Source organism: Kitasatospora sp. CB02891 (assembly GCF_002803145.1).
GTDB classification, from domain to species: Bacteria; Actinomycetota; Actinomycetes; order Streptomycetales; family Streptomycetaceae; genus Kitasatospora; species Kitasatospora griseola.
Window position 1 is genome coordinate 137658 of the sequence record NZ_NNBO01000010.1, and the last position, 22612, is coordinate 160269.

Genomic DNA, 22612 nt, shown 5'->3' on the forward strand with positions numbered 1-22612 from the left:
GAGCTCCCGTGACCGACCACCGCCTGCTGCCCGAGGACCGCCGCCACCGGCCGAGCACGCACCTCGCGATCGACGACCCGCGGGCCGCCCAGTCCGCGGTCTTCGACCCGGCCCTGAAGCAGTTCGACAACGCCTACCGGGCCGGCGACCCGCAGTTCACCGACCCCGACCTCGCCGCCGCCTGGTACGCGGCCCGCCGCACCGCGATGGACACCGTCCTCGCCGCCGTCGCCGCCTCCGCCTGGGCAGACCACCTGGTGCTGCGCGGCTCCGTGGTGCTGAAGGCCTGGTTCGGCGACGCCGCCCGCGAGCCCGGCGACCTGGACTTCGTCGTCACCCCCGCCGACCGGATGCTCGACGACCCGCGCACCGGGGACCTGTTCGACGACCTCACCCGCGCCGTCTGCGCCACCACCGGCCCCGTCCGCTTCCTGGCCGAGCAGACCGCCACCGAGGACATCTGGACGTACGAAAGGGCCCCCGGCCGTCGCCTGATGCTCGTCTGGACGGCCGACGGCCTGCCCGACGGCACCGTCCAGCTCGACTTCGTCTTCAACGAGGACCTGCCCCTTCCCGCCGAACCCCTGGAGGTCGCCCCCGGCGCGGTGCTGAACGTCGCCGGACGCGAACTCTCGCTCGCCTGGAAGCTCCTGTGGCTCGCCACCGACCGCTACCCGCAGGGCAAGGACCTGTACGACGCCGCCCTGCTGGCCCGCTCGACCGGCCTGCGCTACCAGGTGCTGCGGGACGTCTTCGTCACCGGCGAGGCCCACTACGCCGAGGAGCCGGTGGGCCCGGACAGCGTCCCTTCCGAAACCGACTGGTCGAACTTCGCCGCCGAGTACCCGCAGTTGGCCGGCGAGGAGTCCGACCACGCCCGCCACCTGGCCGAGGCCCTCGCGCCGACCTTCGCGGAGGTCCCCGACGCCGACCGCGCAGCCTGGTGGCGCGAGGGCTGGCTCGGACCCGTCCGCCGCCTGCACGCCGAACAAGGCTTCGCCGCCGCCCAGGCCTGGCTGGCCGCCCGCCAGGCACCGCTCCAGCTGGCCCACCGCCTCACCGCCGAGGCCCTCGGCCCCGCCGCCCCCGAGCACCTCGGCGCGGCCATGCTCGACTGCCCTGCCTGGTCCTGGTACGCCGACCAGGCCGCGGGCGGGTGGCTCTCCGCGGAGACCGTCGACGCCTGGCTCCGCGACTGACCCCGCCGCCCTTCCAGTGGATCTGCCCGCCCGGGCCCCCCGATTCGGTTGGGCGTGCCCACGCTGCCGGAATCCCTGAACGGCAGGGGGCCGCGAGGCCCCCACCGAAGGGAGCCGTCAGCGTGCACCACGTCATCCGCAGGTTCGCCCCGCTCGCCGTCGCCGTCGCGACGACCGCCGTCGCGACCGTCCTTCCCGCGCCGCCCGCGCATGCCGCGCCCGCGCTGTTCGGCCCGGCGGCGCTCGGCATCCGGTTCGGTCCGGAGGGCGACCCGGGCCGGTGCGGCGGACGCCAGGGCGAGCAGTGGCACCCCGACGGCGAGTGGACCGACGAGATCGTCCTCGACACCGACGACCGCCCGGGCGGCTGCCTGCTCGCCTTCGGCCTGTTCGACCCGCAGAACCAGCTGGGCTCGGCCTCCGTCCGGTACGCCTGGACGACCTTGCCCGGCACCGGCCCGGGCCAGTGCGACAACCAGGGCGACTACCGGATGCCCGCCTCGCCCACGGCCCGCGCCTTCGGCCCGTCGATCCGCGTCGACACCGACAGCCGACCGGGCGGGTGCGTCCTCACTTTCATCGTGGCGGACACCCCGTCCGTCTCCCTCGACGTCCAGTACGCCGGGAACGGCGACGTCCGCCAGTGCGGCGGCGCACTCCCCAACGACCGCTTCACCGCCGCCCCGGGCCACCCGGTGCCGCTCACCGTGGACACCGACGACCGCCCCGGCGGCTGCCGGCTCCGGCTCCGGCTCAACGTCTAGCCGGCCGGGCTGCCCGACGGATCCGGGGAGGTCGCCGGCGGGGAGCTCGGCGGAGTGCTGGACGGCGGCGGGCTGGCGGGCTGGGTGGCCGGCTTGGTGTTCTGCGGCGGCGGACTCGTCTGCGGCGGCGAGGTCCTGGTGCTGGTCGCCGTCGCGGTCGACTTCGTGCCGGTCGGGCTGCTGCTCGGCCGGTGGGTGGCGGAGGGGCTGTCACTGGCCGACTCGGTCGGGCTCTCGGACGGCGTCGCGCTGTCGCTCGCCGACGGCCGGGGGCTGGCGCTGGGCCGGGGGCTGGTGGTCGCGTCCGGCACGGGGATGTCGTCCGCGGAGCTGCCGGGCCGCTTGCCGGCGGGGGCGTCCTCGCTGCTGACGGCCACGCCGATCGCGGTGCCGAGCACGCCGAGCGCCATCACCGCGGCGCCCGCCGCCAGGGCGGTCTTCCGGGCCCCGGCCGGGGCCCGCTTGCGCAGCCGGGCCGGCACCTGGGCGATCGCCCGGATGGTGCGCCGCCCGCGCACCGGCTGGGTGTCGCCGACGGTGAGCGCCGCGGTCTCCTCCAGCCGGATCACGTCGAGCATCCGCCGCGCCACCGCCCCGCCGCGCTGGTCACCGGCGGCGGCCCGCAGCGCGAGCGCCGCCTCCAGCTCGCCGACGGCCCGCTGCGGATTGCCGACGCACAGCGCGTACACGCCCAACTCGTGGTGGAACCAGCCCTGTTCGGCGGTCGCACCGAGCATCCGGGCGGCCTCCAGGCCGAGCTGCAGGGCCCGCTCCCAGGCGCCCCAGCGCAGCGACAGGGCGAGCGCGGGCGCGGCGGCCCGGGCCAGCCGCAGCACCTGCTCGGGGCGGTCGGCGTTCCGCTCGGCGCGCAGCACCGCGAGGATCACCTCGGCCTCGGCCGCGATCTGGCGGGTCGTCACCGAGGCGTGCCCGACCCACCAGGACAGGTGCTCGGCCGCGCCGTGCGCGACCCCGCCGGCGGCGAACGGGGCCGGCTGCCCGTCCGCGTCGGATTCCAGTTCGGGCAGCAGCACGGCCACCACGCCCTCGGTGAGCCGGTGGTGGCCGCCCACCGACACCGCCAGGCCGTGGTCCACCAGCTCCTGCAGCGCGCTCTCGCCGAGACCGACGTCGATCAGCGCGGGCAGGTGCGGCGCGGTCGGGCACTCCCCCTCCAGCGCCAGCGCCAGCCGCAGCACCCGCCGGGCCGGCTCGCTCAGCCCCTGCAGCAGCAACCGGGCCGGCGCGGCGCTCTCCCCGACCGACGGCAGCGGCACCCCGGCCCGCAACTCGGTCTCCAACTCGGCCGGATCGCCCGGGAGTTCGTACTCCTGCGCGAACCCGAAGACGCTCCGCCGGTCCTCCTGCGCGGCGACCAGCGCGTCCACCGCGACGTCCCGCTGCCGCAGCAGCGCCGCCGCCCGGACGAAGCGCAACGGCAGGCCCTCCGACTCGAACCACAGGTCCACCGCCCAGGCCCGCTCCGCCTCGTCCAGCTGACGGCCCGCCAGCCGCGCCGCGAGGGTCAGGCACGCCGGCCGCGACAGGCCCGCCACCAGGTGCTCCCGCAGCCGCGAACCGGGCGGCGACGGCGGCGCGTCCGGCGCGGTGCTGATCAGGAACGCGCACTCGGGGGCGATCGCCAGCAGCTCCTCCAGCTCCTCACCGGCCGGCTCCACATCGTCGATCACCACCACCGCGGCCACCCCGGCCAGCAGTTCGACCAGCTGCTCCCGGTCGGGCCGGAAGTCCGGCGCGTGGTGGGTCGCCGCGAACAGGTCCTGCAACAGGTCGGCGGACGTCCTGCGGTAGCCGCTCAGCCGCACCACGCCGTCCGGCGCCAACTCCCCCGCGACCTCGGCGACCGCCGCGAGCAACGCGGAGCGGCCCGAACCGGCCTGCCCGACCAGCCGCACCGAACGGCCCTCCCGGAGCTGCCCGAGCACCGCCGCGACGTCGCCGTCCCGGTCCAGCAGCGGCAGGTCGCCGGGCCCGGCCCCCAACGCGAGCGGCCCCACCGCGGCGGTCGGCCCCAACTCCGGCCGCGCCTGCACCGACCCGCGGATCCGCCGAGGCTGCGGCAGCCACTCGTCCGGACAGTGCCGCGCCTCCGACCCCTCCGGACCCCCGACCACCACCAGCCGCTCACCGCTGACCAGTTCCCCACCCCGCGGGCGTATCCCACTCGGCTGACCCACGTCGCTGCTCCCCGCCACTCGGACACCTGACCGGAGACTTTCCCACATGACCGAACCGGGTCAACACACCGGGTAGTTGTGGGGAGGGGAGAACTCAGACGGGCGATCAGCCCAGCGCGGGCAACGTCGTCCCCACCGGGTCCTGAACCGCCCCCTCCACCGCCAGGATGCGGTGCAGTCGGGTCGCCACCAGCAGCCGCTGGAGTTGCATCGGCACGTCCCGCAGGACCAGCCGCCGCCCGGCCCGGCCGGCCCGGCGGTGGGTGCCCATGATGACGCCGAGGCCGGTCGCGTCCCAGGATTCGAGCCGGCCGAGGTCGAGGACGAAGTCGCCCTCGCCGCCGTCGACCGCGGCGTGCAGCAGCGCCTTGGCATCGGCGGCGCTGCGCACGTCGAGCCGCCCTTCGACGGCCAGTCCGGTGTGGTCGCCGCTGATGCGCACGCTGTCCTCCTCCTCGGCCGTGTGCCGTTGTCCGTCCGCCGCGTTGCGCCTGCCGCCCGTCCCGTGCCCCAGGGATCGACCGCGCCATGTTCCGGGCCGGTTGTGCACCGGCCCCTTCCTGAATCTGACGGTCGACCAGTTCCGCAGGTTGCTGTCACCCGGCGGACTGCCCCTCAACTTCACCCGTCCGAGGGAATATACGCAGGAACACCTGGTACCTACGCTCGATTACCGCCCAAATCACCCGTCTGCGCGGTGCTCCGTGAGCAAACTCACCCAGAGGGTGCGGGCGGCCCGTGCGGGGCCGGTCGTGCGGTCATCTGGTCCTCCCGGGGGCACGCGGAGGGCTCGCCCGGGCCGGGGCGGCACCGACCGCCCGACGGGGAGCCACATCGCTCTGCGCCGGACTCTAGTAGCAGCACGCGCCCCGTGGTGCGTTCCGACAGTGTGATCTGCACCGGAACGGGTGTGATCTGCGCCCCTCCCCCGGGTTGCGCCGTCGGCCGTCACCGCTCCCCGGGAACGGGCACTCCCCACTCCTGCGCGAGGATCGCGGCCTGCACCCGGCTGCGCTGCCCGAGCTTCGCCAGGATCCGGGTGACGTGGGTCTTGGTGGTGGCCTCCGCCGTGCCGAGCCGGTGGGCGATCTCCGCGTTGGACAGGCCCGCCCCGAGGCAGCCGAGCACCTCGCGTTCCTTGGGCGTCAGCGCGCCGAGGGCCGTCGCGTCCGCGGCCTGCGCCGCCGCGGGCCGGGCGAACGAGGCGATCAGCCGCCGGGTGACGGACGGCGCGAGCATGCCGTCGCCGCGGGCGACCGTGCGGACGCCCTCGACCAGGGTGTCCGCCTCCAGGTCCTTGAGCAGGAACCCGGCGGCGCCGGCCCGCAGCGCGCCCCACACGTACTCGTCGAGGTCGAAGGTGGTGAGCACCAGCACCTGCGCCGCCCCGGCCTCCACCACCCGGCGGGTCGCGGCGACGCCGTCCAGCCGGGGCATCTGGACGTCCATCAGCACGACGTCGGGCCGCAGTTCCAGCGCGAGCCGCACCGCCTGTTCGCCGTCCGCGGCCTCGCCGACCACCTGCAGGTCGTCCTCGGCCCGCAGGATCATCACCAGCGCCGCCCGGACGGCCGCCTGGTCCTCCGCCACCAGTACCCGGATCATTCCCGCTCCCCGCTCGCCGTCCGCGGCAGCACCGCCCGGACCCGCCACGTCTGCCCGTCCGGCCCGGCGTCGAACTCGCCGCCGAGCAGCTGGGCCCGCTCTCCCATGCCGACCAGCCCGGCCCTCGCCCCGGGCACCGCCCGGCCCTCGCCGGCCCGGTACGGGGACTCCACGGTGATCTCCAACTCCCGCTCCCCGTACCGGATGCACAGCCGGACCGGGCCGGGTGCGGCGTGCTTGACGGCGTTGGTCAGCGACTCCTGGACGATCCGGTACGCGGCGAGTTCGACCGGCGCGGGCAGTTCGCCCGGCTCGCCGTGCTGCTCCGCCCCGAACCGCAGCCCGGCCGACCGCCCGGCCGCCGCAGCCTGCTCCAGCAGCACGTCCACCGCCGCCAACCGCGGCGCGGCGTAGGGCTCTTCGGGCGTGGCCTCGCGCAGCAGGCCGATCATCCGACGCATCTCGGCGAGGCCCTGCACGCTGTTCTCGCGGATCACCGCGAGCGCCTCCACCAACGGCTCGTCCGCCGCCCGCACCTGACGGCGCGCCACCGCCTGCGCGCCGGTGGCGTGGATGGCGATCGCCGACAGGTGGTTGGCGATCACGTCGTGCAGTTCGCGGGCCATCCGGGCCCGCTCGGCGACCACCGCGCCGCGCCGGTCCAGCTCCGCGAGCAGCGCGGTCTGCTCGGCGCGCAGCCGCTCCGCCTCGGCGACCTCCCGGTGCCGGCGCAGCAGGTCCGCCGTCCACACCGGGGAGAGGAAGATCAGCCCGCAGAACACGGCGACCAGCAGCGCCTCGGGCAGCGAGGCGTACCGCCACGTCAGGCCGGTCAGCACCACGGTGGTGGCGGCGCCCGACAGCTGCAGGACCCGGCTCATCCGCGCCGGGCCGTACAGCACGGCCGCGTACAGCAGGTCGGTGTACAGCAGCATCGTCGGCACCAGCGAGCCGAAGTACACGGCGACGCCGAACACCACGCCGCCGACGCTGACCGTCCACACCGTCCACCGGCGGCGCACCAGCGACAGCCCGGCCATCGCCGCCAGCGGCAGCACCGACGCCCACGCCGACCACTCGGGCCGCCGGTCGTACGCGCCGACCGCGATCAGCAGCAGGCCGCCGAGCAGCCCGGCCACGGCGATGGCCACGTCCTGCCCGCGCTCGGAGAGTCTCACCCGACCCATCCCAGCACCCCTTCCGGCCCGCCGGGACGACCGCTCGGACGACCCGCCGTCCGACGAACGTCTGACACCCCGGTCCACCGGCCGGACGACGACGGCGCACCCGCGCGCGAGGAGGATCGAAGCATGGTTTCCCTGATCGTGGCCGGCGAGGCCGGCTTCTGGGTGGTGCTGGCGGCGGGGCTGCTGGCCCGCTACGCGCTGCGTCTGCGCCGCACCGGTCTGGCGTTGCTGGCGCTGCTGCCGGTGGTCGATCTGGTGATCCTCGGCGCCACCGTCGCCGATCTGCGCGGCGGCGCCACCGCCGACTGGACGCACGGCCTGGCCGCCGCCTACGTCGGCTTCTCGGTCGCCTACGGGCACCGCCTGGTCCGCTGGGCCGACGGCCACGCCGCGCACCGGCTGGCCGGCGGCCCCAAGCCTCCCGGCATGCCCAAGTACGGTGCGCCGCGGGCCCGTTACGAGTGGGGCGTGTTCCTGCTGACGCTGCTGGCCGCGGCCGTCACGGTGGCGCTGGTCGCCGCCGTCCAGTGGCTGGTCGGCGACGCCGCGCGCACCGCGGCGCTGGATCCCTGGTACCCGAGGATGGCCCTGGTGGTCGGCATCAACCTGGTCGTCGCCGCCAGCTACACGGTATTCCCCAAGCGGGCGAAGTAGCCGGAGGTCAGCGGTTCTCGCCGGGCACCCACAGCACGTCGCCGCGCTCCTTGTTGGCCGTGCGCGCCAGGATGAACAGCAGGTCGGACAGCCGGTTCAGGTACTTCGCGGTCAGCGGGTTGATGTCGTCGCCGTGCGTCTCGATCGCCGCCCAGGTGGCCCGCTCGGCCCGCCGCACCACGGTGCACGCCAGGTGCAGGTACGCGGCGCCGGGGGCGCCGCCGGGCAGGATGAAGCTGCGCAGCTTCTCCAGCTCCGCCAGGAACCGGTCGCAGTCCCCCTCCAGCCGGTCGATGTAGGACTGCTCGACCCGCAGCGGCGGGTACTTGGGGTCCTCGACGATCGGCGTCGCCAGGTCCGCGCCCACGTCGAACAGGTCGTTCTGGATCCGGGTCAGCACCGTCACCAGTTCGCCGTCCAGCGCCCCGGCGGCCAGTGCCACGCCGATCGCCGCGTTGGCCTCGTTGGTGTCGGCGTACGCGATCAGCCGCGGGTCGGTCTTGGTGGTCCGGCTCATGTCGCCGAGCGCGGTCGTGCCGTCGTCCCCGGTGCGGGTGTAGATGCGCGTCAGGTTCACCATGCCCGCAGCCTAGCGCGCACGTCCGAAGCGGTGGACGCGAGCCGCGTCACGCTCCCCCGACCGCGGCCCGGGCGAGGTCGGCCCTCCCCGGGGTCTCGTCGCTACGCGACGTTGACCCTCCCCCAGCCTCCGGCCGGGGGGACCCCCACCCCGAGGGTCTCGTCGCTACGCGACGTTGACCCGCTGCCCGGGCGGGGCGGCCTCCAGCCAGGCCAGGAAGCCGGTCAGCGCGTCGTCGCTCATCGCGAGCTCCAACGGCGCGCCCCGGTGCAGGCAGCGCAGCACCACCGAGCCGGACAGCAGGGCGAGTTCCTCCTGCCCCTGCGGGTAGCGGCGGCCCAGCACCTCGATCTCGGTGCGCGGCAGGACCCGTCGCGGCCGGGGCGCGTAGGAGAACACCCGGAACCACTCGATGGAGTCGCCGCTGTACCGGCCGATACCAAAAACCCACCCCTTGCCGTCGGTCTGTGGGACCGGGGCCGAGGTGGGTTGGCCGTTCTCGTCGAGATCCGGCTGCGTGGAGGCGTCCGCCGGCATTTTCAAGCGGTAGGAGCAGTCGAAGGTGCCGCCCACCCGCTGGATGAGGCGGCGGCGTACCGCGAAGCCGACCAGGCCCGCGATGGCGAGGACCACTACCGACGCGCACACCACAAGGGCGAGGACCACGCTCACCTACCTCCTCGCTGCCTTCATCCCCGTTGACGGCCGACGACGGCCGCCCATTCCTACCAACTGATACGACAGTCCCGAGGACACGCTCCAGGCGTCCCCGGGACCGTCGCTGAGACCAGGCTCAGTGATGCGTCTTCAGGCCGCCGGCGGCGACCAGTCGGACCTCGGCGCGACGCTCGGCGTGCGAGTCGGCGTCGGCCTTGGCGTTCTCCAGCGCGCGCTCGGCGCGGGCGACGTCGATCTCGTCGGCCAGCTCGGCGATCTCGGCGAGGATCGACAGCTTGTTGTCGGCGAACGAGATGAAGCCGCCGTGCACCGCCGCGATGATGGTGCCCTCGGAGACGGTGCGGATGGTGACCGGACCGGTCTCCAGCACGCTCAGCACCGGGGTGTGACCCGGCATGATGCCGGTGTCGCCGGAGGCCGTACGGGCAACAACGATGGTGGCCGCACCGGACCACACCTTGCGGTCGGCTGCGACCAGCTCGACGTGCAGCTCAGCCAACGTGGGCTCCTTGGCTCTTGCCGGGCCTCGGCCACCCGGGCGAACGGGCGGCTGAGCTCTCGGCAGTTTCGGTAAGAATAACGGTCACGCGCCCCCGGAACGAAACCAAGGGCGGGTAAATGACCGGGATCACAGCAGTTCCAGCGGTGAGGGGTGGCCCCCGACGAGAGCCGGGGACCACCCCTCAACGGTTGGGTCTGCGGTGCGACCGGTCTGCGGTTACTTCTTCAGCAGCTCGGCGGCGTTGCGCTCGAGGTCGTCGATGCCACCGCACATGAAGAAGGCCTGCTCCGGGATGTGGTCGTACTTGCCGTCCGCGATCGCGTTGAAGGCCTCGATGGTCTCCGACAGCGGCACGGTCGAACCGTCGACACCGGTGAACTGCTTCGCCACGTAGGTGTTCTGCGAGAGGAAGCGCTCGATGCGGCGGGCACGCTGCACCGTGATCTTGTCTTCCTCGGACAGCTCGTCGATACCGAGGATCGCGATGATGTCCTGCAGGTCCTTGTACTTCTGCAGGATCCCCTTGATACGGATGGCCGTGTCGTAGTGGGTCTGCGCGATGTACCGCGGGTCGAGGATGCGGGACGTGGAGTCCAGCGGGTCGACGGCCGGGTAGATGCCCTTCTCCGAGATCGGGCGCGACAGAACGGTGGTCGCGTCCAGGTGGGCGAAGGTGGTGGCCGGCGCCGGGTCGGTCAGGTCGTCCGCGGGGACGTAGATCGCCTGCATCGAGGTGATCGAGTGACCGCGGGTCGAGGTGATGCGCTCCTGCAGGAGGCCCATCTCGTCGGCCAGGTTCGGCTGGTAACCCACCGCGGAGGGCATACGGCCGAGCAGGGTCGACACCTCGGAACCGGCCTGGGTGAACCGGAAGATGTTGTCGATGAAGAGGAGCACGTCCTGCTTCTCGACGTCGCGGAAGTACTCCGCCATGGTCAGCGCGGAGAGCGCGACGCGCAGACGGGTGCCCGGCGGCTCGTCCATCTGGCCGAAGACCAGCGCGGTCTTGTCCAGAACGCCCGAGTCGACCATCTCGTCGATGAGGTCGTTGCCCTCACGGGTGCGCTCACCGACACCGGCGAACACCGACACACCACCGAAGTTCTCGGCGACGCGGTAGATCATCTCCTGGATCAGAACGGTCTTGCCGACACCGGCACCACCGAACAGACCGATCTTGCCACCCTGGACGTACGGGGTGAGCAGGTCGATGACCTTGATGCCGGTCTCGAACATCTCGGTCTTCGACTCGAGCTCGGCGAAGTTCGGGGCCTTGCGGTGGATCGGCCACTTGACCTCGACGGAGGCCTCGAACTCGGCCTTGTCGACGTTCAGCACCTCACCGAGGGCGTTGAAGACCTTGCCCTTGGTGATCTGGCCGACCGGGACGGAGATCGCCGAACCGGTGTCGGTGACCTGCGAGCCACGGACCAGGCCGTCGGTCGGCTGCATCGAGATGCCGCGGACCAGGCCGTCGCCGAGGTGCTGGGCAACCTCAAGGGTCAGGGTCTTCTTGCCCGTGCCGTCGGGGTTGTCCACCTCGACGTGCAGGGCGTTGAACATGTCCGGAATCGCGTCGACGGGGAACTCCACGTCGACGACCGGGCCGATGACCCGCGCGACGCGGCCCGTCGCCGTGGTCGGCTCAACAGTGGTGGTCATACTCATTCGCTCCCGCGGCTAGCGTCGGCGAGGGCGTTGGCGCCGCCGACGATCTCGCTGATTTCCTGGGTGATCTCGGCCTGACGGGCCGAGTTGGCAAGCCGCGTCAGCGACTTGATGAGCTCGCCGGCGTTGTCCGTCGCGCTCTTCATCGCACGCCGGCGGGCGGCGTGCTCGGAGGCGGCCGACTGCAGGAGAGCGTTGTAGATCCGGCTCTCGACGTACCGCGGCAGCAGGGCGTCGAGGACGCCTTCGGCCGACGGTTCGAAGTCGTACAGCGGGAAGATCTCGTTCTTCGCCGGCGACTTGTCGCTGAGCTCGACCTCGTCGAGCTTCAGCGGCAGCAGTCGGGCGTCCACGGCGGTCTGCGTCAGCATCGACACGAACTCGGTCGACACCAGGTGCAGCTCGTCCACGCCACCGGTCTCCGCGGTGAAGGCCTCGATGAGGTCCGCCGCGACGGCCTTCGCGTCCCCGTAGGTCGGCTTGTCCGAGAAGCCCGTCCACGAGTTCGCGACCGCGAGGTTGCGGAACCCGTAGTACCCGACGCCCTTGCGGCCGACGATGTACGTGACCACTTCCTTGCCCTCTTCGCGGAGGCGGGCGGCGAGCGCCAGCGACTGCTTGATGGCGTTGGTCGAGTAGCCGCCCGCCAGGCCGCGGTCCGCCGTCACCAGCAGCACGGCGGCGCGCGAGGCGCTCGGGTTCTCGGTGGTCAGCGGGTGCTTCGCGTTGGACCGGGTGGCCACCGCGGTCACCGCACGGGTGAGCTCATCGGCGTACGGGGTGGAGGCGGCCACCGCGCGCTGCGCCTTGACGATGCGCGACGCGGAGATCATCTCCATCGCCTTGGTGATCTTCTTCGTCGCGGTGACGGAGCGGATGCGGCGCTTGTAGACCCGAAGCTGTGCTCCCATGGGTCGTTACGTCCTTTCCCTCGCTACCGGACTCAGGCCTGCTCGGAGAGCAGCTTGCCGTCCGCCGTGGTGTAACCCTGCTTGAACGAGGTGATCGCCGCGGTCAGCGCGTCGATGGTGCCGTCCTCGAGCTTCTGGGTCTCGGCGATGCCGGTCAGGATGCCCTTGTGCTCCAGGCGCAGGTGGTCCAGGAACTCGCGCTCGAAGCGACGGATCTCGGCGACCGGGACGTCGTCCAGCTTGCCGGTGGTGCCGGCCCAGATCGAGACGACCTGGTCCTCGACCGCGAACGGCTGGTACTGGCCCTGCTTCAGCAGCTCGACCATGCGCGCACCGCGCTCCAGCTGGGCCTTGGAGGCCGCGTCCAGGTCGGAACCGAAGGCGGCGAACGCCTCCAGCTCGCGGTACTGGGCCAGGTCCAGGCGCAGGCGGCCGGCGACCGACTTCATGGCCTTGATCTGGGCGGAGCCACCGACGCGGGAGACCGAGATACCGACGTTCACGGCCGGGCGGATGCCGGCGTTGAACAGGTCGGACTCCAGGAAGCACTGGCCGTCGGTGATGGAGATGACGTTGGTCGGGATGTACGCCGAGACGTCGTTGGCCTTGGTCTCGATGATCGGCAGACCGGTCATCGAGCCGCCGCCGAGGGCGTCGTTCAGCTTGGCGCAGCGCTCCAGCAGGCGGGAGTGCAGGTAGAAGACGTCACCCGGGTAGGCCTCGCGGCCCGGCGGGCGGCGCAGCAGCAGGGAGACGGAGCGGTAGGCCTCGGCCTGCTTCGACAGGTCGTCGAAGACGATGAGGACGTGCTTGCCGTCGTACATCCACTCCTGGCCGATGGCCGAACCGGTGTACGGGGCGAGGTACTTGAAGCCGGCCGGGTCGGAGGCGGGAGCAGCCACGATGGTGGTGTACTCCAGCGCGCCGGCCTCCTCCAGGGCGCCGCGGACGGACGCGATGGTGGAGCCCTTCTGGCCCACGGCGACGTAGATGCAGCGGACCTGCTTCTCCGGGTCGCCCGAACGCCAGTTGTCGCGCTGGTTGATGATGGTGTCGACGGCGACGGCGGTCTTGCCGGTCTGACGGTCACCGATGATCAGCTGGCGCTGGCCGCGGCCGATCGGGGTCATCGCGTCGATGGCCTTGATGCCGGTCTGCAGCGGCTGCTTGACCGACTTGCGGGCCATGACGCCGGGGGCCTGCAGCTCCAGGGCGCGACGGCCGGTGGAGGCGATGTCGCCCAGGCCGTCGATCGGGTTGCCCAGCGGGTCCACGACGCGACCGAGGTAGCCGTCGCCGACCGGAACCGAGAGGACCTCGCCGGTGCGGCGCACGGTCTGGCCCTCTTCGATGCCGCCGAACTCACCGAGGATGACGACACCGATCTCGCGGGTGTCGAGGTTCAGCGCGAGGCCGAGCGTGCCGTCCTCGAACTTCAGCAGCTCGTTCGCCATGACCGAGGGCAGGCCCTCGACATGCGCGATGCCGTCCGCAGCGTCAGTGACCTTGCCGACCTCTTCCACAGAAGCGGCGTCCGGCTGGTACGACTGGACAAAGTCGGCCAGCGCGTCCCGGATCTCCTCCGGACGGATCGTAAGCTCCGCCATCAGGCTTCCCTGCTCTCCTAGTTTGCGATCCTCGGCCCGCCATTGAGGGCCGCAAGTGCTCGACTCTCGGCCGGGTCGAGTGAACCGGCCGTACGTTTTGCCGGCCCACCTGGTGTGGACCGACGCCCGACCGAGGGTCGGATAGTGCTGGTGCTCAGCCTTCGAGGCCCTGGCGAGCGCCTTCGAGGCGGCTCGCGACCGTGCCGTCGATGACCTCGTCGCCGATCTGGACCCGGACACCGCCCTGGACCCCGGGGTCCACGTCGATGTTCAGGTGCACCGAACGGCCGTGCAGGCCGGCCAGGGCAGCGGCGAGCCGCTCCTTCTGGCGGTCCGACAGCGGCACGGCGGTGGTGACCAGGGCCACCACGCGGCCACGCCGGGAGGCGGCGAGCTTGGAGTAGGACTCCAGGCCACCCTCCAGGCTACGGCCCCGGGGGACCGTGACCAGGCTGGTGACCAGGCGGACGGTGCCCGCGTTGGCCTTGCCGCCGAGGAGCTTGCGGATCAGCTCCTTCTTGGCGGCCGTGTCGGCCTTCGGCTCGGTCAGCGCGGCACGCAGCTCGTGCGAGCCCGCCACCACCCGGCCGAACCGGAACAGCTCGTCCTCGACGTCGTCCAGCGCGCCCGCCTTGTCGGCGGCGATGACCTCGGCGTACGCGGTCAGCTGCTCGGCCGCGTCGGCCAGGTCACGCGAACCCGACCAGCGCGAGCGGACCAGGCCGGAGACCAGGTCGACGGTCTCGCCGGAGACCTGACCGGCCAGCAGCGAGGTGACCAGCTGGGCCTTGTCCTGACCGGACCGGGACGGGTCGGTCAGCACGCGGCGCAGCGACACCTCACGGTCCAGCAGCGCGGTGACGGCAGCGAGTTCCTCGGCGAGCTTGGCCGCGTCCACCGAAGTGTTGTCGGTCAGGCTCTCGAGGTTCTCGCGACCGGCGGCGAGGGCCTCGCGGCTCGCGCCGATCACTTGGACGCACCCTGGGCAGCGGCGGCCTTGGACTCCAGCTCGTCCAGGAAGCGGTCGATGACACCGCTCTGGCGGGCGTGGTCCTCCAGGGACTCACCGACGATGCGGGAAGCCAGCTGGGAGGCCAGCGAGCCCACGTCCTGGCGCAGGGCGGCGGTCGCCTGCTTCTTGTCGGCGTCGATCTGCGCGTGGCCGGCGGCGACGATGGCCTCGCGCTGACGCTGGCCCTCCTCGCGCATCTCGGCGATCAGGACAGCACCCTGCTCACGGGCGTGCTCGGTGATCCGAGCGGCCTCGTGTCGCGCCTCGGCCAGCTCGGCACGGTACTGCTCAAGCATGGCCTGGGCCTCGGCCTGAGCGGTCTCCGCGCGCTTCATGCCGCCTTCGATGGCGTCACGGCGCTCCTCCAGCACCTTCTCGATGCTGGGGAGGAGCTTCTTGCCGAGAAGACCGAAGACGATGAAGAAGCAGAGCAGGCCGATGATGACCTCGGGCCACGCGGGGAGAAGAGGGTTCATCTTCTCTTCAGCCGCGAGGAGAACCTCGGGGGTCATATCAGAACCTTTCGTCGGAATTGACTACCGGTGCGCCTGGCTCACTGGCCGTAGACGAACGGCATGACGATGCCGATCAGGGCGAGGGCCTCGGTCAGGGCGAAGCCGATGAACATGTTGGAGCGGATCAGGCCGGCAGCCTCGGGCTGACGGGCCATCGCCTGCACGCCGTTACCGAAGATCAGACCGACACCGATGCCGGGGCCGATCGCAGCGAGGCCGTAGCCGATGGAAGCAACGGAACCGGACACACCAGCGGCGAGAGCGGACATCTCAGCTAATCCTTTGCGGGGATGGGATACCGGTGGGTGTTGGCCACCGGGAGTTCAGGGCGCGGCCGGGGCCGCGGGGCTCAGTGCGCCTCTTCCAGGGCACCGGCGATGTAGCTGCTGGCGAGCATCACGAAGATGTACGCCTGCAGGAACTGCACCAGCAGCTCGAAACCGGTCAGACCGACGGCCACCACGAAGGACACCGAGCCGTACAGGGCGCCGATGCTGGGGCTCAGCAGGTACCACGAGGCCACCGAGAAGACGACGATCAGCAGGTGACCGGCGAACATGTTCGCGAAGGCTCGGACCGCGAGGGTGAAGGGGCGCACGAAGATGTTCGAGAAGAACTCGATCGGCACCAGGATGAACATGACCCAGCCGGGGATGCCCGACGGCCAGCAGAGGTTCTTCATACCGCCGACGAAGCCGTGCTTCTTGAAGGTCAGCGTCATGTAGGTGATCCACACGATCGCCGCGAGCCCGACCGGGAACGCGATGCGCGACATCACCGGGAACTGGGCGAACGGGATGATGGACATGATGTTCATGATCCACACGAAGAAGAACATCGAGACCAGCATCGGGACGTACTTCTCGCCCTTTTTGCCGATCGTCTCGAGCACGATGCTCCGCTTGACGAAGTCGTACCCGATCTCGCCGACCAGCTGGAGCTTGCCCGGAAGCAGCTTCGGCTTGGCGAACGCGGCCCAGAAGAAGCCGACCACCAGGAGTGCGCAGATGATCGACAGCAGCATCGGCTTGGTGAAGTCGACGCCACCGACCGTGAAGATCGGCTTGAAGTCGAACTCGTTCAGGCCGGGGGCCGGGAAGCCGCAGCCGGAGTTCAGGTGGCAACCGGCCTCGGAGGCGAGCTGGACGTCAGCACCCACCACAGACTCCTTCGTTCTGACGCATGGTTACGGCAACCTCGGTGTGTCGGCGTGGCCTGCGGCCACGGTGCGGCACTGGAACTAGTTGGATTTCTCGCGGACCCGACACGGCGTGTATCTCCGCCGCGGGATCTTCGAAAGCTTCGTGGAGCCGGGGGGCGATCCGTCCGATTCTCGGAGAGACCTGGCCGCATCCCGTACTCCGCCGTTGGGACGGACGATAGCAGTCCGTCAGGAGGGCATAAACACCGCCCCCCTCGCGAGGGGGACAGCCGGCCCCGCTCACGGTTGACGCCCGGATTTCGGCTTGCCGTCGGGTTCCACGTAATAGATCTTCGCCTTCAGCGCGCCCCTCACCTGGAACGCCGTCCAGATGATCGCGAGGCCGAGCAGGGTGAACCCGAAGACCTTGCGGTCGAAGAACGTCAGATGCTTGGCCACCGCGAGCAGGATGCCGATCGCGAAGATCTGGGTCGTGTAGACCAGCAGCCCGGCGGCCATCATCATCTGCGGGTTGTTCCGGGTCAGACGGTCGAGCGCGAGTTGGCCGAAGCTGAAGAAGCCCAGCACCACCACGGTCGCGAGCAGCGCGCCGAGCAGGCCCTTCCCCTGGGCGACGGCGAAGGAGATCGCCATGGCGATCACTCCGGCGGCCGCAGTGGGAATTGCGGCGCCACGGAGGATCCGGGCGTCGTGGGACGGCATGTCGGCAGCTCCGCAGGCATGTCGGTGGCAAGGGGCAGTGAACTCAGGGCGAGAACCACGCCGCGGACCGCCCGTTTCGGCGAGCCCGTCGAGGGAGACCGACCAGGGACGGAAGTCCTCCACCTGTCAGGTCTTTCGGCGTGTTCTCGGTACTCGTGAACGGTATCACAAACTATTTGATGAGAGCTTTACCATGAACGTGTGGCACCTGTCACACCGCGGGCGCGCGAGTGCCGCCGAACGGGTGCCGCCGAACGGCCCAACGGGAGTTGACGATTCGTCAGTCCTGCCGCTCACCCCGTCGGCCGGACGCCGTCGCACCCGTCCCGATTCGTCCCAGCAGGGCCTTGTCCTCGGCCGACAGCTCGGCCATCGCGGACGCCTCGGCGCCGTCCTCGGCGTCCTCGACGCCGGTCTCCGCCCCGACCGGCCCTGCGGCCCGCTCGCCGCTGCGGTAGCGGGGCGGCACGAACGGCTGGACGGCCTTCGGGGCGCGCGGGCGGAAGCGCGGCATCAGCAGCACCGCGAGGCCCACCAGGCACAGGCCCGCCATGGCGAGGACCACCGTGCGGCCGGTGTTGGTGACCGACACCGCGACGGTGCCGAAGGCGATCAGCGCGGCCCAGAAGTACATGATCAGCACGGCCCGGCTGTGCGAGTGCCCGACCTCCAGCAGCCGGTGGTGCAGGTGCTGCTTGTCCGCCGCGAACGGCGACTTGCCCGCCCAGGTGCGGCGCACCACGGCCAGCAGCAGGTCCGCCAGCGGCAGCGCGATGACCGTCAGCGGCAGGATCAGCGGGATGTAGATCGGCACCAGGGCGTGGATGGCGCTGGTCTGCGAACCGGTCCGGGCCGAGATCAGGTCGGGGTCGACGCGGCCGGTGATGGAGATCGCGGCGACTGCCAGCATCAGGCCCAGCATCATCGAGCCGGAGTCGCCCATGAAGATCCGCGCCGGGTGCAGGTTGTGCGGCAGGAAGCCCAGGCACATGCCGATCAGCACGGCGGTGAACAGCGCGGCGGGAGCGGCGTCGTTGATCCCGTAACCCAGCCAGAGCCGGTACGAGTACAGGAAGAACGCGATCGCGGCGATGCACACCATGCCCGCCGCCAGGCCGTCCAGGCCGTCGATGAAGTTCACCGCGTTCACCATCACGACGACCAGCGTGACGGAGATGAGCATGCCCTGGGTGGGGGTGAAGGTGACGGTGCCGTAGCCGGGCACCGGGATGGAGATCACCGTGACGCCCTGCCAGACCATCACGCCGGCCGCGATCATCTGACCGCCGAGCTTCACCAGCGCGTCCACGCCCCACTTGTCGTCCAGGACGCCCAGCACGAACATGATCCCGGCCCCGGACAGCAGCGCCTTGACGTCCGCGCTCTGGACGAACAGCCGCCCCAGGTTGGTGAGTTGGGAGGCCGCCAGCAGGCCCGCCAGCAGGCCGCCGAACATCGCGATGCCGCCCAGCCGCGGAGTCGGTTCGCGGTGCACGTCACGCGCCCGCACGGCGGGCATCGCGCCGGCCGCGATCGCGAACTTCCGCACCGGGCTGACCAGCAGGTAGGTCACCGCCGCGGAGACGAACAGGACCAGCAGATACTCACGCACCACTGGCCTCCAGGGTCGCGGTCCGACGGACGAGTACGCAGGGTACTCCCGCGCAGGTTCGGGGTTCGAGGTGCGTCGCCACGCTGCACACCTTATTGACTCCGACGCCCGGGCCCCGCATCGCGGTTCGCCTCCGCGGCCGGCGAATGCTCAGCGACGCCCGGCGAAGGCCTGCGCGAGCTCCCGGACCCGGCCCCGGACCGAGGCCGGATCGGCCCCGGCGAGCACCCGTCCGAGCAGCTCACCGACCTCGCCGAGCTCCGCCTCCGCCATTCCCTGGGCGGCGCACGTCCCGGTGCCCAGCCGGATCCCGGAGGTCTCGGTGGGCGGCGCGGGGTCGTACGGGACGGCGCACCGTCCGAGCATCAACCCGGCCGCCGCGCACCGGCGTTCCGCCTCCACGCCGGTCAGGCCGAGGCCGCCGACCTCGGCGGTCACCAGGTGGGTGTCGGTGCCGCCGGTGAGCGGCGCGGCCCCGGCGGCGGCCAGCGCGGCGGCCAGCGCCCGCGCCCCGGCCACCGCCCGGCGGGCGTACTCGGCGAAGCCGGGGGTGCCGGCCTGGGCCAGTGCCACCGCCTTGGCGGCCACCTCGTTCATCGCCGCCCCGCCCTGGCAGAACGGGAACACCGCCCGGTCGATCCGGTCGGCCAGCTCGCGGGTGCACAGCAGCAGGCCGCCGCGCGGGCCGCGCAGCAGCTTGTGGGTGGCCACCACGGTGACGTCCGCGTACGGCACCGGGGAGGGCGCCAGGCCGGCCGCGACCAGGCCGGCGCTCTGCCCGGCGGTGGCGATCAGGTAGGCGTCGACCTCGTCGGCGATCTCCCGGAAGGCCGCCCAGTCGAGGTGCCGGGGGTAGGAGATGCCGCCCGCGACGATCGCCTTGGGACGGTGCTCGTGGGCCAGCCGGCGGACCTGCTCCAGGTCGACCAGGCCGTCCTCCTCGCGCACCCCGTAGCCGTGGAACTGGAACCACCGGCCGGAGAAGTTGGCCCGCGAGCCGGCGCTCAGGTGGCCGCCGTGCTCCAGCGACATCGCCAGCACCGCGTCGCCCGGCCGCAGCAGCGCCGCGTAGGCCGCCAGGACGGCCGAAGTCGCGGACCGGGGCTGGACGTTGGCGTGCGGGGCGGCGAACAGCTCACGGGCCCGGTCGACCGCCAGCAGTTCGACGGTGTCGGCGGGCGCGCAGCCGGTGTGGTGGCGGCGGCCGGGGTAGCCCTCGGCGTACTTGTCGACCAGCGGGCCGGCCAGCGCCGCCAGCACCGCGGGGGTGGCCAGGTTCTCGCCGGCCAGCAGCTGCAGGGAATCGGCCCGGCGCTCGTCCTCGGCGGTGAGCAGGTCGGCGATCAGCGGGTCCGCCGCACGCAGGGCCTCGGCGGCCTGCCAGTGGGTCTGTCGGGCATCGGCAACCGTCATGCTGCAGCTCCCGGGTGGGGGGTCCCCCCAACCGAAGGCGAGGGGGCCGGTGCGGGCGGAGATTCCTCCAGCCTAGGTCGGCCCCGGGCGCCGGGCCCGCCCCCACGCGCGGGACTGGGCCTTTCGGCCGCGCCCCGGTCACCTGCATCGCTCGGGCACACAGGCTTCACAATTTCTCCACCGAAACTTTAGTGGAGGGCGCTCAACTCACCGGTCCACGCCGGTCAGTGCGGTCACCACCGGGTCCAGCGCGTCGAATATCTCCTCGCCGCAGTTGCGGAACATGCCGATCGGCGCCCCGTAAGGGTCCCTCAGCTCGTCCGATTCCGGTGAGGCGGCCAGCAGCCAGCCGCGCAGGGCGGCGGCCGAGCGGACCAGCGCGCGGGCGCGTTCGGTCAGTCGCGCGCCGTCCCTGGGGTCCGGCAGGGTCCGCGGATCGACCCTTTGCACCAACCGGGTGAACTCCTTCAGCGTGAAGGTGCGCAGACCCGCCGCGTGCCCCATCGAGATCACCTGCGCACGGTGGTCCAGGGTCGCGGTCAGCACCAGGTCGGCGTCGATCACGTGCTCGTCGAGCAGCTCCCGCCCGGCGAAATCGCCGCTGTCCGCGCCGTACTCGCCCAGCACGGTGGCCGCGTGCGCCTCCATCGGGGCGCCCTCGTGGCCCCAGGTGCCGGCGCTCTCCACCACGATCCGGCGACCCACCCGGACGCCGAGCCGGGAGTCCAGCTCCAGCCGGGCCAGCCGCTCGGCGATCGGCGAGCGGCAGATGTTGCCGGTGCAGACGAAGAGGATCTTGAAGGTGTCCAGCGGGAGCGGCCCGGACGCCGGATACGGCGCCAGGGCGCTCCCCGCTCCGTACAAGGGGGCGGCGGTCAACTGCCGGCCTCGACGTCCGGAGCGACCTCCCTCAGCTGCTCGACGCTGATCGCGCCCGCCCGCAGCACCACCGGCACCTTGCCGGTGACGTCGACGATGGTGGAGGCCGTCGCGTAGTCGGCCGTCCCGCCGTCGAGGTAGATCGACACCGCGTCGCCGAGCTGCGCCTCGGCCGCGTCGCAGGTGGACGGCGAGGGGCCGCCGGTCTTGTTCGCGGAGGACACCGCGAGCGGGCCGGTGGCGTTCAGCAGCTCCAGCGCGACCGGGTGCAGCGGCATCCGGACCGCGACGGTGCCCCGGGTCTCGCCCAGGTCCCAGCGCAGCGACGGCTGGTGCCGGGCCACCAGGGTCAGGCCGCCCGGCCAGAACGCGTCCACCAGCTCCCAGGCCTGCTCGGAGAAGTCGGTGACCAGCCCGTGCAGGGTGGTCGGCGAACCGACCAGCACGGGCGAGGGCATGTTCCGCCCGCGACCCTTGGCCGCCAGCAGCGCGCCCACCGCGTCCGGCGAGAACGCGTCGGCGGCGATCCCGTACAGCGTGTCGGTCGGCACCACCACCAGCTCCCCGCGGCGAATCGCCGTGGCGGCCTCACGCAGCCCGCTGGCGCGGTCCTGGGCGTCGGAGCAGTCGTATCGGCGGCTCATCGGAGCAATCCCCTTCCGGTGATTTCAGTGGTGGTCTACAGCGAAGCGCGTCGCGCAGTCGTACTGCGCCTGATGATCACAGCGAGGCCCTTCGGGCCGCTGCACCGCGCCTGACGTGCACAACGACGCCCTTCGGGCCGTCGTCCTGCGTCTGATGTTCACAACGACGCCCTTCGGGCCGTTGTACCGCGCCTGACATTCACAACGGCGCCCTTCGGGCCGTCGTCCTGCGCCTGATGTTCACAACGACGCCCTTCGGGCCGTTGTGAAGCGGGGCCGGTTGTTCAGGTCCCGGTGGTCGGCGGCGTCCGTCCAGCCGCCCTCCTCGCGGAAGATCCACGGGACCTGGCCGCCCTGGGTGTCCGCGTGTTCGATCACCACCGCGCCGCCGGGCCGCAGCAGCCGGGCGGCGACCCGCTCGATGCCGCGGATGGTGTCCAGGCCGTCCTCGCCGGAGAACAGCGACATCTGCGGGTCGTGGTCGCGGGCCTCGGGGGCGACGTACTCCCACTCGGTGAGCGGGATGTACGGCGGGTTGCTGATCACCAGGTCGAACCGGCCGTCCCAGGCCCGGTCGTCGGCGAACGCCTTGGTGGCGTCGCCCTGGTGCAGGTGGACCCGGGCCCGGTCGGGGCTGGCCTCGACGTTGCGGCGGGTGTAGGCGATCGCGCCCTCGTCGAGCTCGAACGCGTGCACGGTGGAGCGCGGCAGTTCCTGGGCGAGGGCCAGTGCGATCGCCCCGGAGCCGGTGCACAGGTCGACCACCAGCGGCTCGGCGACGTCCATCGCGCGGACCGCTTCTATCGCCCACTCGACCACCGTCTCGGTCTCCGGCCGGGGCACGAACACCCCGGGGCCGACCTCCAGTTCGAGGTAGCGGAAGAACGCCCGCCCGGTGATGTGCTGCAGCGGCTCGCGCTGCTCACGCCGGGAGATCGCCTCCCAGTAGCGGGCGTCGAAGTCCCCGTCCGGCACGGTGTGCAGCTGGCTGCGCTTCACGCCGTGGATGTGCGCGGCCAGCTCCTCGGCGTCGAAGCGCGGCGAGGGCACGCCGGCCGCGGCCAGGCGCTGGGTGGCCTGGGCCACCTCGGCGAGCAGCAGGTTCATGCCTCGGGTTCCT

General features: G+C 71.9%; 23 protein-coding genes. 3 read left to right on the forward strand and 20 right to left on the reverse strand.

The window, feature by feature from the left end; translation table 11 throughout:
* Positions 1-8: 8 nt before the first annotated feature.
* Positions 9-1199, forward strand: a complete 1191-nt coding sequence (locus CG736_RS22460) for a nucleotidyl transferase AbiEii/AbiGii toxin family protein (protein WP_100587996.1) — start codon at positions 9-11, stop codon at positions 1197-1199.
* 122 nt (positions 1200-1321) lie between these two features.
* A complete protein-coding gene (locus CG736_RS22465; protein WP_100587997.1) occupies positions 1322-1963 on the forward strand; it encodes a hypothetical protein in 642 nt (213 codons plus the stop codon).
* Here the strand turns inward: CG736_RS22465 and CG736_RS36410 are convergent.
* From CG736_RS36410 to CG736_RS22490, 4 genes are all read right to left on the reverse strand, one after another.
* A complete protein-coding gene (locus tag CG736_RS36410) occupies positions 1960-4161 on the reverse strand; it encodes an ATP-binding protein (RefSeq protein WP_157815692.1) in 2202 nt (733 codons plus the stop codon). The genes CG736_RS22465 and CG736_RS36410 overlap by 4 nt on opposite strands.
* Positions 4162-4267: 106 nt before the next feature.
* Positions 4268-4603 (reverse strand): STAS domain-containing protein, encoded by a 336-nt coding sequence (locus CG736_RS22480; RefSeq protein ID WP_043916044.1) that lies wholly within the window; start codon positions 4601-4603, stop codon positions 4268-4270.
* A 506-nt stretch (positions 4604-5109) separates the two neighbouring features.
* A complete protein-coding gene (locus tag CG736_RS22485; RefSeq protein WP_100587998.1) occupies positions 5110-5766 on the reverse strand; it encodes a response regulator transcription factor in 657 nt (218 codons plus the stop codon).
* A complete protein-coding gene (locus CG736_RS22490; RefSeq protein ID WP_100587999.1) occupies positions 5763-6953 on the reverse strand; it encodes a sensor histidine kinase in 1191 nt (396 codons plus the stop codon). Before CG736_RS22490 ends, CG736_RS22485 begins: the two co-directional genes overlap by 4 nt.
* A 123-nt stretch (positions 6954-7076) precedes the next feature.
* On the opposite strand from CG736_RS22490, the gene CG736_RS22495 reads away from it, so the two are divergent.
* On the forward strand, positions 7077-7607 hold the full coding sequence (locus tag CG736_RS22495; protein ID WP_100588000.1) for a hypothetical protein: 531 nt from the start codon (positions 7077-7079) through the stop codon (positions 7605-7607).
* Between the two features lie 7 nt (positions 7608-7614).
* Here CG736_RS22495 and CG736_RS22500 read toward each other — a convergent pair whose 3' ends face one another.
* The 16 genes from CG736_RS22500 to prmC form a co-directional block, all read right to left on the reverse strand.
* The gene (locus CG736_RS22500) at positions 7615-8187 is read right to left on the reverse strand and encodes a cob(I)yrinic acid a,c-diamide adenosyltransferase (protein WP_100588001.1); all 573 of its coding nucleotides are present in this window, start codon (positions 8185-8187) and stop codon (positions 7615-7617) included.
* 165 nt (positions 8188-8352) lie between these two features.
* The gene (locus CG736_RS22505) at positions 8353-8853 is read right to left on the reverse strand and encodes a DUF2550 domain-containing protein (RefSeq protein ID WP_035866161.1); all 501 of its coding nucleotides are present in this window, start codon (positions 8851-8853) and stop codon (positions 8353-8355) included.
* 127 nt (positions 8854-8980) lie between these two features.
* Positions 8981-9364, reverse strand: a complete 384-nt coding sequence (locus CG736_RS22510) for a F0F1 ATP synthase subunit epsilon (protein WP_100588003.1) — start codon at positions 9362-9364, stop codon at positions 8981-8983.
* A 219-nt stretch (positions 9365-9583) separates the two neighbouring features.
* Positions 9584-11029 (reverse strand): F0F1 ATP synthase subunit beta, encoded by a 1446-nt coding sequence (atpD, locus tag CG736_RS22515; RefSeq protein WP_100588004.1) that lies wholly within the window; start codon positions 11027-11029, stop codon positions 9584-9586.
* Positions 11030-11031: 2 nt separating this feature from the next.
* A complete protein-coding gene (locus CG736_RS22520; protein ID WP_100588005.1) occupies positions 11032-11946 on the reverse strand; it encodes a F0F1 ATP synthase subunit gamma in 915 nt (304 codons plus the stop codon).
* A gap of 32 nt (positions 11947-11978) precedes the next feature.
* Positions 11979-13553 carry a F0F1 ATP synthase subunit alpha gene (gene atpA, locus CG736_RS22525; RefSeq protein WP_043916035.1) on the reverse strand — a complete coding sequence of 525 codons (1575 nt, stop codon included), beginning with the start codon at positions 13551-13553 and terminating at the stop codon, positions 11979-11981.
* 154 nt (positions 13554-13707) lie between these two features.
* Positions 13708-14523, reverse strand: coding sequence for a F0F1 ATP synthase subunit delta (locus CG736_RS22530; protein WP_100588006.1), 816 nt, complete (start codon positions 14521-14523; stop codon positions 13708-13710).
* Positions 14520-15077 (reverse strand): F0F1 ATP synthase subunit B, encoded by a 558-nt coding sequence (locus CG736_RS22535; protein WP_043916033.1) that lies wholly within the window; start codon positions 15075-15077, stop codon positions 14520-14522. The genes CG736_RS22530 and CG736_RS22535 overlap by 4 nt, the downstream gene beginning before the upstream one ends.
* A gap of 41 nt (positions 15078-15118) precedes the next feature.
* Positions 15119-15349 (reverse strand): ATP synthase F0 subunit C, encoded by a 231-nt coding sequence (gene atpE / locus CG736_RS22540; protein ID WP_100588007.1) that lies wholly within the window; start codon positions 15347-15349, stop codon positions 15119-15121.
* Positions 15350-15429: 80 nt separating this feature from the next.
* Complete coding sequence (atpB, locus tag CG736_RS22545) at positions 15430-16242, reverse strand: F0F1 ATP synthase subunit A (RefSeq protein ID WP_369880280.1); 813 nt, start codon at positions 16240-16242, stop codon at positions 15430-15432.
* A 279-nt stretch (positions 16243-16521) separates the two neighbouring features.
* Complete coding sequence (locus CG736_RS22550; protein WP_043916030.1) at positions 16522-16944, reverse strand: hypothetical protein; 423 nt, start codon at positions 16942-16944, stop codon at positions 16522-16524.
* A gap of 280 nt (positions 16945-17224) precedes the next feature.
* Complete coding sequence (locus tag CG736_RS22555) at positions 17225-18556, reverse strand: glycosyltransferase family 4 protein (protein ID WP_100588008.1); 1332 nt, start codon at positions 18554-18556, stop codon at positions 17225-17227.
* A gap of 150 nt (positions 18557-18706) precedes the next feature.
* Positions 18707-19969, reverse strand: coding sequence for a serine hydroxymethyltransferase (gene glyA, locus CG736_RS22560; RefSeq protein WP_100588009.1), 1263 nt, complete (start codon positions 19967-19969; stop codon positions 18707-18709).
* 207 nt (positions 19970-20176) lie between these two features.
* Positions 20177-20812 (reverse strand): protein-tyrosine-phosphatase, encoded by a 636-nt coding sequence (locus CG736_RS22565; protein WP_100588116.1) that lies wholly within the window; start codon positions 20810-20812, stop codon positions 20177-20179.
* Between the two features lie 32 nt (positions 20813-20844).
* Complete coding sequence (locus CG736_RS22570) at positions 20845-21492, reverse strand: L-threonylcarbamoyladenylate synthase (RefSeq protein ID WP_043916028.1); 648 nt, start codon at positions 21490-21492, stop codon at positions 20845-20847.
* 240 nt (positions 21493-21732) lie between these two features.
* Positions 21733-22599, reverse strand: a complete 867-nt coding sequence (prmC, locus tag CG736_RS22575; protein WP_100588010.1) for a peptide chain release factor N(5)-glutamine methyltransferase — start codon at positions 22597-22599, stop codon at positions 21733-21735.
* Between the last annotated feature and the right edge of the window lie 13 nt (positions 22600-22612).

Coding starts and splice junctions, on each gene's coding strand:
- CG736_RS22495 (WP_100588000.1), top strand. CDS start 7,077: ATGGTTTCCCTGATCGTGGCCGGCGAGGCCGGCTTCTGGGTGGTGCTG.
- atpD (WP_100588004.1), bottom strand. CDS start 11,029: ATGACCACCACTGTTGAGCCGACCACGGCGACGGGCCGCGTCGCGCGG.
- CG736_RS22550 (WP_043916030.1), bottom strand. CDS start 16,944: ATGCCGTCCCACGACGCCCGGATCCTCCGTGGCGCCGCAATTCCCACT.
- CG736_RS22485 (WP_100587998.1), bottom strand. CDS start 5,766: ATGATCCGGGTACTGGTGGCGGAGGACCAGGCGGCCGTCCGGGCGGCG.
- prmC (WP_100588010.1), bottom strand. CDS start 22,599: ATGAACCTGCTGCTCGCCGAGGTGGCCCAGGCCACCCAGCGCCTGGCC.
- CG736_RS22520 (WP_100588005.1), bottom strand. CDS start 11,946: ATGGGAGCACAGCTTCGGGTCTACAAGCGCCGCATCCGCTCCGTCACC.
- CG736_RS22500 (WP_100588001.1), bottom strand. CDS start 8,187: ATGGTGAACCTGACGCGCATCTACACCCGCACCGGGGACGACGGCACG.
- CG736_RS22535 (WP_043916033.1), bottom strand. CDS start 15,077: ATGACCCCCGAGGTTCTCCTCGCGGCTGAAGAGAAGATGAACCCTCTT.
- CG736_RS22490 (WP_100587999.1), bottom strand. CDS start 6,953: ATGGGTCGGGTGAGACTCTCCGAGCGCGGGCAGGACGTGGCCATCGCC.
- glyA (WP_100588009.1), bottom strand. CDS start 19,969: ATGACGGTTGCCGATGCCCGACAGACCCACTGGCAGGCCGCCGAGGCC.
- atpE (WP_100588007.1), bottom strand. CDS start 15,349: ATGTCCGCTCTCGCCGCTGGTGTGTCCGGTTCCGTTGCTTCCATCGGC.
- atpA (WP_043916035.1), bottom strand. CDS start 13,553: ATGGCGGAGCTTACGATCCGTCCGGAGGAGATCCGGGACGCGCTGGCC.
- CG736_RS22570 (WP_043916028.1), bottom strand. CDS start 21,492: ATGAGCCGCCGATACGACTGCTCCGACGCCCAGGACCGCGCCAGCGGG.